Annotated in this window: 9 protein-coding genes; 2 read left to right on the top strand and 7 right to left on the bottom strand. The window is 39.6% G+C overall.

Annotated elements, in window-relative coordinates:
• Positions 1–53 precede the first annotated feature (53 nt).
• The 6 genes from FQ204_RS09500 to uvrA all read right to left on the bottom strand — a co-directional run bounded on the left by FQ204_RS09500 (position 54) and on the right by uvrA (position 6,316).
• The gene (locus FQ204_RS09500; RefSeq protein WP_144210998.1) at positions 54–527 is read right to left on the bottom strand and encodes a sigma-70 family RNA polymerase sigma factor; all 474 of its coding nucleotides are present in this window, start codon (positions 525–527) and stop codon (positions 54–56) included.
• 193 nt (positions 528–720) lie between these two features.
• Positions 721–1,146: a transcription antitermination factor NusB gene (nusB, locus tag FQ204_RS09495; RefSeq protein ID WP_186286782.1), complete on the bottom strand. Its 426-nt coding sequence runs from the start codon at positions 1,144–1,146 to the stop codon at positions 721–723.
• Positions 1,139–1,528 (bottom strand): Asp23/Gls24 family envelope stress response protein, encoded by a 390-nt coding sequence (locus tag FQ204_RS09490; protein ID WP_144210994.1) that lies wholly within the window; start codon positions 1,526–1,528, stop codon positions 1,139–1,141. Before FQ204_RS09490 ends, nusB begins: the two co-directional genes overlap by 8 nt.
• Positions 1,529–1,638: 110 nt before the next feature.
• Positions 1,639–2,199 (bottom strand): elongation factor P, encoded by a 561-nt coding sequence (gene efp, locus FQ204_RS09485; protein ID WP_144210992.1) that lies wholly within the window; start codon positions 2,197–2,199, stop codon positions 1,639–1,641.
• A gap of 58 nt (positions 2,200–2,257) precedes the next feature.
• Positions 2,258–3,319, bottom strand: a complete 1,062-nt coding sequence (locus tag FQ204_RS09480) for a M24 family metallopeptidase (RefSeq protein WP_144210990.1) — start codon at positions 3,317–3,319, stop codon at positions 2,258–2,260.
• Between the two features lie 171 nt (positions 3,320–3,490).
• A complete protein-coding gene (gene uvrA, locus FQ204_RS09475) occupies positions 3,491–6,316 on the bottom strand; it encodes an excinuclease ABC subunit UvrA (RefSeq protein WP_144210988.1) in 2,826 nt (941 codons plus the stop codon).
• Between the two features lie 122 nt (positions 6,317–6,438).
• Between uvrA and FQ204_RS09470 the strand changes: the two genes are divergently transcribed.
• Together FQ204_RS09470 and FQ204_RS09465 are read left to right on the top strand one after the other, a co-directional pair.
• Positions 6,439–7,383, top strand: a complete 945-nt coding sequence (locus tag FQ204_RS09470) for a magnesium transporter CorA family protein (RefSeq protein ID WP_106383967.1) — start codon at positions 6,439–6,441, stop codon at positions 7,381–7,383.
• A 15-nt stretch (positions 7,384–7,398) separates the two neighbouring features.
• On the top strand, positions 7,399–8,076 hold the full coding sequence (locus FQ204_RS09465; protein ID WP_144210986.1) for a DUF1129 domain-containing protein: 678 nt from the start codon (positions 7,399–7,401) through the stop codon (positions 8,074–8,076).
• 306 nt (positions 8,077–8,382) lie between these two features.
• Here FQ204_RS09465 and FQ204_RS09460 read toward each other — a convergent pair whose 3' ends face one another.
• Positions 8,383–8,994 carry an HD domain-containing protein gene (locus FQ204_RS09460; RefSeq protein ID WP_144210984.1) on the bottom strand — a complete coding sequence of 204 codons (612 nt, stop codon included), beginning with the start codon at positions 8,992–8,994 and terminating at the stop codon, positions 8,383–8,385.
• Positions 8,995–9,056: the final 62 nt, after the last annotated feature.

Raw genomic sequence — 9,056 nt, 5'->3', positions numbered from 1 at the left:
ACTTTTTTTCATCTTTTTTTATTTTCTTACACTTTTTTTCTACCGCCTTCTTCCTACCCTCTGTACTCTGATAGGTATTCCCTTAACTCCCGAATCATCGCTTGCCGACCTTGAAACCGTTCGTCTGCTAGTAAACGCTCGTACTGCTCTTGTTTCTCTGGACTCAATTGGGATTGGTAGCTCTTTAATTGGTCTCGGAGAATCACCAGTTCATCCAGATACAACTCTTTCAGACTGAGCTTGTGACCAATCTCGCTCACTTCCTCATAGGCTTGACGGTCCAGCTTGCGCTTTTGGCTTTCTTGTTTGCGGAGGATGTCCTTGATGTGATTTCGGAACTTGGTCTTATAGTAAATATAGAGCCGACTTTCTGCCTCTACCAGTTGCGGATAGCGACTCACCAACTGATAGAGGACTAGCATGCCCTCTTGGTCCCAATCGCTTAACTCCCATAGGTGGACATAATATTCTCTTCGACACTTCAGCACAATCCCCCTTACCTTCCCATACAACTCCTTGAACTCCATTTCCTTCTCCTTCCTTGTTCTTACCTCTTTAGAATATCATGAACGAAGAAGCTGTAGACTGCTAATCCCTATTCTTTCCTGTATTGGCTCCCTTCTGACCCTCTTGGAAGACTCCCTGTCGTTTCAGAGTGAAAACAAGCAAAATGAGAGAGCTACTGCTCTCTCATTCTTATATTCATTTCTTCTTAAAATTTTATTCTGTGATAAATTTACTCAATATACCATTGATAAACTTGCTCGATTTCTCATCTGAGAACTTTTTAGATAACTCAATTGCTTCATTGATTGCGACTAGCTGAGGTGTATCAAACTCTGTCATCTCAAACAATCCCAAGCGAAGAATATTTTTTTCTACCAATGTAAGACGTCCTAAGGTCCATCCTTCTTTTAGATATTGACTTATTTTCTCATCCAATTCACTTTTAGACCGTTCAACACCCATGACAAGGTTCAATAAAAATGCAGGAATTTCCTCATCAGAATCATTTGCCATATCTTTGTCATAAAGATATGCAAAGCGACAGGCTTCTATCACATCTTTTTCATATTCTAAACTCAATAAAGCTTGGAAAGCTCGCTCACGTAGGTCTCTTCTCATTTCCAGCTGTACATCAGTCATTGAGAAAATCCTCATCAAACAGATCTTTTAAATCTGGTTTTGGTGTTTTTTCTGGTACAATGCCAGCTACATGAATGTTCACTGCAGATAATTCAACTTCTGCCATATCAGAAACAGCACTTTTAACTGCTTTCTGAATAGCAACAGCTACTGCTGGAACCCCTACGCCGTATTCTAAGTATAAATAAATGTCAACAGTTACTTCACCATCACTGGCGGTATGAAGATAGACGCCACGTCCCAAAGAACGTTTTGCAAGGCTGTCAGACATGCTTTTATTTGCGAAAGAGTAAACACCTTCCACTTTAGCTGTTGCAATGGCAATAATTTTTTCTAAGACACGCGGTGCGATAACGATTTCGCCTAATTGTTCAGTTGCCATAACTTGTCCTTTCTTAAGACTCAAAGACATTCAAGGAGTCTGCGCAATATTTGTCAGTCTCTCAGTCTGAGTTTGATAGTAATTTAAGAACTTCTAGTTCTTAGTGTAAATTATGCACGAGAAACGTAGGTTCCTTCTTGCGTATTGATAACCAATTTTTGCCCCACTTCGATAAAGTCAGGCACGTTTACTACCAGACCTGTTTCAAGAGTAGCAGGCTTGCCAGAACCAGTCACCGTTGCTCCTTTAATAGAAGGTTGTGTATCTGTTACAACTAATTCTACAGTAGTTGGAACCGTAACACCGATAACTTCGCTTCCGTAGAATTGAATTTTCACTTCTGAATTTTCAAGAATAAATTTCAATTCTTGCTCTACATTCGCTACTGGGATTTCATATTGCTCAAATGACTCTGTATCCATGAAATAGGCTGTATCATCCATTTGGTACAAGTATTGTGCTGGGCGAGTTTCGATAATCGCTTGTTCAAATTTTTCTTCTGGGCGGTAAGTTGTGTCAAAAGTTGAACCTGTGCGTACATCCCGTAATTTCATACGCATAACAGTATTCCCTTTACCTGGTTTATGGTGGCTTGCTTCAAGGACGCGAATCAATTTCCCATCCGTTGTTTCAAACGTCATACCAGCTTTCAGCTTACTTGCTTCAATCATTATTATTACCTCTTTTAAAATAGATTTCTCTTTATTTTATCATAAACATTGACAATTCTCAAATAACAATTAACTCTTTTGGTGCGAGCGTTAGGAGCTCGCAGCCTGTGTCTGTGATGAGAATGTCATCTTCGATCCGCACACCGTATTTTCCGTCCAAATAAATGCCTGGCTCATCAGTCAAGACCATACCCGCTTCGATCGGCTCACTGGATTTGCCAAAGTAAGGAATCTCATGAATATCAAGACCAATCCCATGCCCAATCCCGTGCGTGAAATATTGACCATAACCCGCATCATTGATTACTTTACGTGGTACTTGATCAAACTCAATGCAACTCATACCAGCTTTCGCCACTTCAATCAGAGCTTGATTGCTTCGCAATACGATATCGTAAATCTCACGCTCCTCATCCGTCACATGACCAACATGAATGGTTCGTGTCATATCGCTAACATAGTGATTGTAATAACAACCAAAATCCATTGTCAAGGTTTCACCTGTTTGGATGACCTTCTCACTAGCCACTCCATGAGGCATAGCAGAGCGATAACCTGACGCAATAATAAAGTCAAAAGAAGCCCCTGATGCGCCTAGCTGCCGCATGCGAGCATCTAAAAAGTTCATGACTTGTAGCTCCGTTGTTTGACCGGGTTTGATAAACTCCAAAACATCTAGAAAAGCTTGATCTGAGATTTGACAAGCTTTTCGAATCGTGGCAATTTCTTCTTCGTCTTTGATCATGCGTAGATTTTCAATGAAAGCGGTCATTGCTGTCAGCTTATAATCTGAAAAAAGCTCTTTGAGAGTTCTGAAATAATGATAAGAAATTTCATCATCAAATCCAATAGTTTCTATTTTATCATTTGCAATGATCTTCGCAATTTCTGACAAAGCATCACGTGTTTCGACAATATCAAAACCTTTTACCACACCTTTGGCAATCAAGGTGTAACGTGAGTCGGTCAGAAAAATTCGGCGATTGTTACTGATAAAAACAGTTGCTTCTGTTCCGCTAAAACCTGTCAAATAATAGATGTTTTTAAGATTGGTCACAAGGACAGCATCACAATCTGTTTGTTCAAGTGCTGCTTCTAATTTTTTTACTCTTGATAACATGAGAATCCCTCCGTAAAATGATTAAGATTATTATACCAAAAAAAGCTGTAAATAGCATGGTATTATTAGAAGACATTGAATTAAAGAAGCAAAAAAAACAACCGTGCCCTCTAGATAGAGAAGCACAATCTTTTCTTTATCGTTGAATATATCAGTAACGTGTTAAACTTTTCAGTTCAACTTTTCTTTCAAATATTGTCCTGTAAAGCTTTCTGGATTTTCAGCTACTTCTTCTGGTGTGCCAGTTGCGATAATCGTGCCGCCACCAACACCACCTTCAGGACCAAGATCAATGATGTGGTCTGCCATTTTAATTACGTCTAAATTGTGTTCGATGACGAGAACGGTATTGCCATCATCTACAAAACGAGCTAAAACTTTTAGGAGTTTAGCAATATCTTCTGTGTGAAGACCCGTTGTTGGTTCATCTAAGATATAGAAGGACTTGCCGGTCGAACGTTTGTGGAGTTCGCTGGCTAGCTTCATGCGCTGAGCTTCTCCACCAGAAAGGGTTGTCGCAGGTTGTCCCAAGGTCACATAACCTAGCCCAACATCTTTAATCGTTTGTAATTTGCGCTCGATTTTCGGAATATGTTTGAAAAATTCGACTGCATCATTGACGGTCATATCCAAAACTTGTGCGATATTCTTTTCCTTATAATGCACTTCCAGAGTTTCACTATTGTAGCGAGTGCCGTGGCAAACTTCACAAGGAACGTAGACATCAGGCAAGAAGTGCATTTCAATTTTGATAATCCCATCTCCAGAACAGGCTTCACAGCGGCCACCTTTGACATTGAAACTAAAGCGTCCTTTTTTATAGCCGCGAATTTTCGCTTCATTGGTCTTAGCAAAGAGATCACGAATATCATCAAAGACTCCCGTATAAGTCGCAGGATTGGAGCGCGGAGTCCGTCCAATTGGACTTTGGTCAATATCGATCAAACGATCGATATGCTCAATTCCTGAAATCTTTTTAAATTTCCCCGGTTTATCCGAATTTCGATTGAGCTTTTGCGCAATCGCCTTTTTCAAAATTGAGTTGACCAGAGTAGACTTTCCAGAGCCAGAAACACCCGTCACAGCGATGAATTTTCCTAGAGGGAAACGAGCAGTGATATTTTGCAAATTGTGCTCTTGCGCACCTGTGATTTCGATAAAGCGACCATTTCCAACTCGGCGTTCTAATGGAACTTCAATCTTACGCTTGCCTGACAAGTATTGACCTGTAATCGATTTTTTGTTTTTCGCAACTTGATCTGGAGTTCCTGCCGCAACAATTTCGCCACCGAAAACACCAGCTCCAGGTCCCACATCAATCAACCAATCCGCTTCACGCATGGTATCCTCATCATGTTCAACTACGATGAGGGTATTGCCCAAATCCCTCATTTTTTTGAGACTGGCAATCAAGCGATTATTATCGCGCTGATGAAGACCAATAGAAGGCTCATCTAAGATATAAAGAACACCGCTGAGATTAGAGCCAATTTGAGTCGCCAAGCGAATCCGCTGACTTTCACCACCCGACAGCGTGCCTGCCGAACGTGATAGGGTTAGATAATTAAGTCCAACATTATTAAGAAAAGTCAAGCGATCTCGGATTTCTTTGATAATCGGCGTTGCAATGGTCACCTCGTTTTCAGTCAATGTCAGATGAGAAAGCAATTCTAAATGATCCGCAATAGACAAATCAGACACTTGACCAATATTGAGACCACCTTCGCCGCCTACTTTAACAGATAAGGCTTGTGGATTCAGTCGATAACCATGGCAGCTTGCGCAAGTCAGTTCATTCATATAAAGCCGCATTTGAGTACGGGTAAAATCACTATTGGTCTCATGGTAACGACGGTTGATATTGGTCACCACTCCTTCAAAAGGAATGTCGATATCTCGCACACCACCAAATTCATTTTCATAATGGAAATGAAATTCTCGCCCTTCAGAGCCAAAAAAAATCAGTTGCTGCTCGTCTTCTGTCAGTTCCTCAAATGGCTTATCCATATCAATCCCAAATTCCGTCATTGCCTGTTCTAGCATTTGAGGATAGTAATTTGAAGAAATAGGATTCCACGGAGCTAAGGCGCCTTCCCGCAAGGTTTTACTACTGTCAGGAACCACCATATCCAAGTCCACTTCCAGCTTCACACCCAGACCGTCACAATCAGGACAAGAGCCAAATGGTGCATTGAAAGAAAAGAGACGAGGCTCCAACTCAGGTACCGTAAAGCCACAGACTGGACAAGCATAATGCTCGGAAAAGAGTAATTCTTTGCCGTCCATCGTATCAATCACTACGTAACCGTCCGCAATTCTTAAGGCTGCTTCAATCGAATCAAACAACCGACTACGCACGCCGTCCTTAATAACAATTCGGTCCACCACTACTTCGATATCGTGCTTTTTCGTTTTAGAAAGCTCTGGAACTTCTGTGACATCATAAATGTCTCCCTCCACGCGCACACGCACGTATCCGTCTTTCTGAATTTTCTCAAAAATTGTCTTGTGCTGCCCTTTTTTCTTGCGAACAATGGGTGCTAGGACTTGCAACCGCTGACGTTCGGGTAATTCCAAAACTTGATTGACGATTTGTTCCACAGAAGAAGCGGTAATGGGTCCATGTCCATTGATACAGTAAGGAGTGCCCACACGTGCATAGAGCAAACGAAGGTAATCGTTGATTTCCGTTGCTGTTCCAACCGTTGACCGCGGATTCTTGCTGGTCGTTTTTTGATCAATAGAAATGGCTGGACTAAGACCGTCAATAGAGTCCACATCTGGTTTTTCCATATTGCCCAAAAATTGACGAGCATAAGCCGACAGACTTTCTACATAGCGTCGTTGCCCCTCTGCATAGAGAGTGTCAAAAGCTAAGCTAGATTTGCCTGAACCAGACAAACCAGTCACGACAACCAGCTTGTCTCGCGGAATCGTGACATCAATATTTTTTAAATTATGAGCTCGCGCTCCATGAATGATAATTTTATCCTGCATTCTTACCACACTTTATTTTAAACTTCTTTTTATTATAACAAAATTTTCTGCAATCTTTTACCCAAAAACTCGGAATTTTGTAGTATAATAATACGGTGTGCAAATAACTGAAGGAGGAAAATATGAAACAAGTCTTTCTATCGACAACAACTGAATTTAAAGAAATTGATACGCTTGAGTCGGGGACTTGGATCAATTTGGTCAACCCTTCTCAAAGCGAGTCTACTGAAATTGCCAATGCCTTTGACATTGATATTACAGACTTGCGAGCACCGCTTGACGCAGAAGAAATGTCTCGGGTTACCATTGAAGATGAGTACACCCTGATTATCGTGGACGTTCCGATTACAGAAGAACGAAACAATCAAACTTACTATGTGACCATCCCTCTGGGAATTATCATTACCGAAGATGCGATTATTACCACCTGTTTGGAAAAACTTCCTTTGTTGGATATTTTTATCAATCGACGTTTGCGTAATTTTTATACTTTCATGCGTTCGCGCTTTATTTTCCAAATTCTTTACCGCAATGCCGAGCTTTATCTGACAGCACTTCGTTCCATTGACCGTAAAAGCGAACAAATCGAAAGTCAACTGCACAAATCCACTCGCAATGAAGAATTGATTGAACTCATGGAGCTTGAAAAAACGATTGTCTATTTCAAAGCATCCTTAAAAACCAATGAGCGCGTGATTAAAAAATTAACTAGCGCTACAAGCAATATTAAGAAATATTTGGAAGATGAGGACTTGCTGGAAGATACACTCATCGAGACCCAGCAGGCGATTGAGATGGCAGATATTTATGGAAATATCTTGCACAGCATGACCGATACATTTGCTTCTATCATTTCAAATAATCAAAATAACATCATGAAAGCTCTGGCTTTGGTGACGATTGTCATGTCCATTCCAACCATGATTTTCTCAGCCTATGGGATGAACTTCAAAAACAATGACTTACCACTCAATGGGGAACCTCACGCTTTTTGGATTATTATTTTTATCGCCTTTGCGATAAGTGTTTCCTTGACAGTCTACCTCATTCACAAAAAATTATTCTAATTAAAAGGAGATCTTATGACACAAGTTTCTTTGGATAAACTCAGCAAAAAAAATCAAGAATTTATCCGTATCGCAACCCACCAACTCATCAAAGACGGAAAGACAGACGAAGAAATCAAAACCTTGTTAATGGAGATTTTGCCGACCATTCTTGAAAATCAAGCAAAAGGCATCACCGCTCGCGGGCTTTATGGTGCACCAACTGTTTGGGCAGCGAATTTTTCAGAAGCAAAACAAAAAGAAGCTCAAACTGTTCAAGAAAATACCAACCCTTATCTCATGATTATGGACGCTTTCTTATTTGTCTTTAGTTTGTTTGCTATTTTAAATAGTAGTGTTAACTTATTCTCCAAAAATCCTAGCAATTATGGTATTGTGACGATTGTGCTTGGTAGCGCGGTGGGGGCACTCGTATTTTACGGAATGTACTACTTTATTTATCGTTTTTATTATGCTGACCAAGACCAAAGTCAAAAACCACCATTTTTCAAATCGCTTCTTATCATTTCAGCTGCTACGATTTTGTGGGCTGTTGTTCTTTACGGCACAACCTTCCTGTTGCCAGCAGTTTTAAATCCAAAACTGCCGAACTTATTTATCCTTGTGTTTGGTGGAGGAACTTTGGCATTTCGTTTCTATCTCAAAAAGAAATTCAATATCCGCAGTGCTTTAACCGCCCCAAGACAACTTTAGTCATATTCTTATTAAAACATCCGCTTGTTTCAACAAGCGGATGTTTTGAATAAAATACAGCAGACATTTTGGGTAACTATCGCAAACAATATCATTTAAAGCTACAGTTTTATTTATTTTAGTAATTTGAAATTGAATCTGAGACAAAAGTGCTCCGCTTCATTTTTTATGTAGCTATAATGACAATCGCAGTAGTTGAGTGGATTCTAAAGGTTCTCCGAACCTTTAAAATCGGGAAATGAACCTTACGAAAGTAAGTGTCAAAAATGGTCTAGGAATAGACCGTTTTAGGTCAGCAATGAGAAATCAAGATTTTACGAAATTACTGATTTCTGTCTCACTCTCATATAGTCCCTTCTTCACACTTTCCTCAACTAATTCCTCAACCAGTTTCCATAACGCTATAGACTCACCTTCGATAAATTTTTTCTTTTCTAATACCATTTTTGAACTAATATTATCAGGGTTATAATTTATCTCTGAAACTGCTAAATGGTTTATAAGTGGTACCAAGGCATCAACGACTCTTGCATATCTTGCTTCAGCACTATTTCCTTTTTCAAATTCAAGCCAAGATTTTTTCATATTTAAGTATTGATCCTTCGGAAGGATACTCATTGTTTTTTTGATAGATTCTAGCTCTCTATCATGAGAACACTCTCTTTTTTTATCATCAAAAACCCAGGTATCTCCTGCATAAATCTCACCTAAATCATGAATCAATAACATGGAAATTACCTTTTCCATATTCAATTTTTCGGGATAGTAGTCTTGAAGAATAATCGATGCTAATGCAGTTTGCCAAGAATGTTCAGCACTATTTTCAAATCTTCCATCAATAGTTCTATTGAATCTCGTTACTGACTTTAATTTTTCTAGTTCTTTAATAAACTCTACTCGTTTCTCCAGATTATTCATTTTTCAACTTCTACTTTCTAATAAATTATAGGTTGCACCACTAGATAAAAATTATTTTTGAA

The organism is Streptococcus constellatus (genome assembly GCF_902167705.1).
In the GTDB taxonomy this organism is placed as follows: Bacteria; Bacillota; Bacilli; order Lactobacillales; family Streptococcaceae; genus Streptococcus; species Streptococcus constellatus_A.
This window is presented reverse-complemented; position numbering and strand designations above follow the sequence as displayed.

Excerpts from the sequence above, each read along its gene's own strand:
- FQ204_RS09500 (WP_144210998.1), bottom strand. The coding sequence starts at position 527 with ATGGAGTTCAAGGAGTTGTATGGGAAGGTAAGGGGGATTGTGCTGAAG.
- FQ204_RS09480 (WP_144210990.1), bottom strand. The coding sequence starts at position 3,319 with ATGTTATCAAGAGTAAAAAAATTAGAAGCAGCACTTGAACAAACAGAT.
- FQ204_RS09470 (WP_106383967.1), top strand. The coding sequence starts at position 6,439 with ATGAAACAAGTCTTTCTATCGACAACAACTGAATTTAAAGAAATTGAT.
- uvrA (WP_144210988.1), bottom strand. The coding sequence starts at position 6,316 with ATGCAGGATAAAATTATCATTCATGGAGCGCGAGCTCATAATTTAAAA.
- efp (WP_144210992.1), bottom strand. The coding sequence starts at position 2,199 with ATGATTGAAGCAAGTAAGCTGAAAGCTGGTATGACGTTTGAAACAACG.
- FQ204_RS09465 (WP_144210986.1), top strand. The coding sequence starts at position 7,399 with ATGACACAAGTTTCTTTGGATAAACTCAGCAAAAAAAATCAAGAATTT.
- nusB (WP_186286782.1), bottom strand. The coding sequence starts at position 1,146 with ATGACTGATGTACAGCTGGAAATGAGAAGAGACCTACGTGAGCGAGCT.
- FQ204_RS09460 (WP_144210984.1), bottom strand. The coding sequence starts at position 8,994 with ATGAATAATCTGGAGAAACGAGTAGAGTTTATTAAAGAACTAGAAAAA.
- FQ204_RS09490 (WP_144210994.1), bottom strand. The coding sequence starts at position 1,528 with ATGGCAACTGAACAATTAGGCGAAATCGTTATCGCACCGCGTGTCTTA.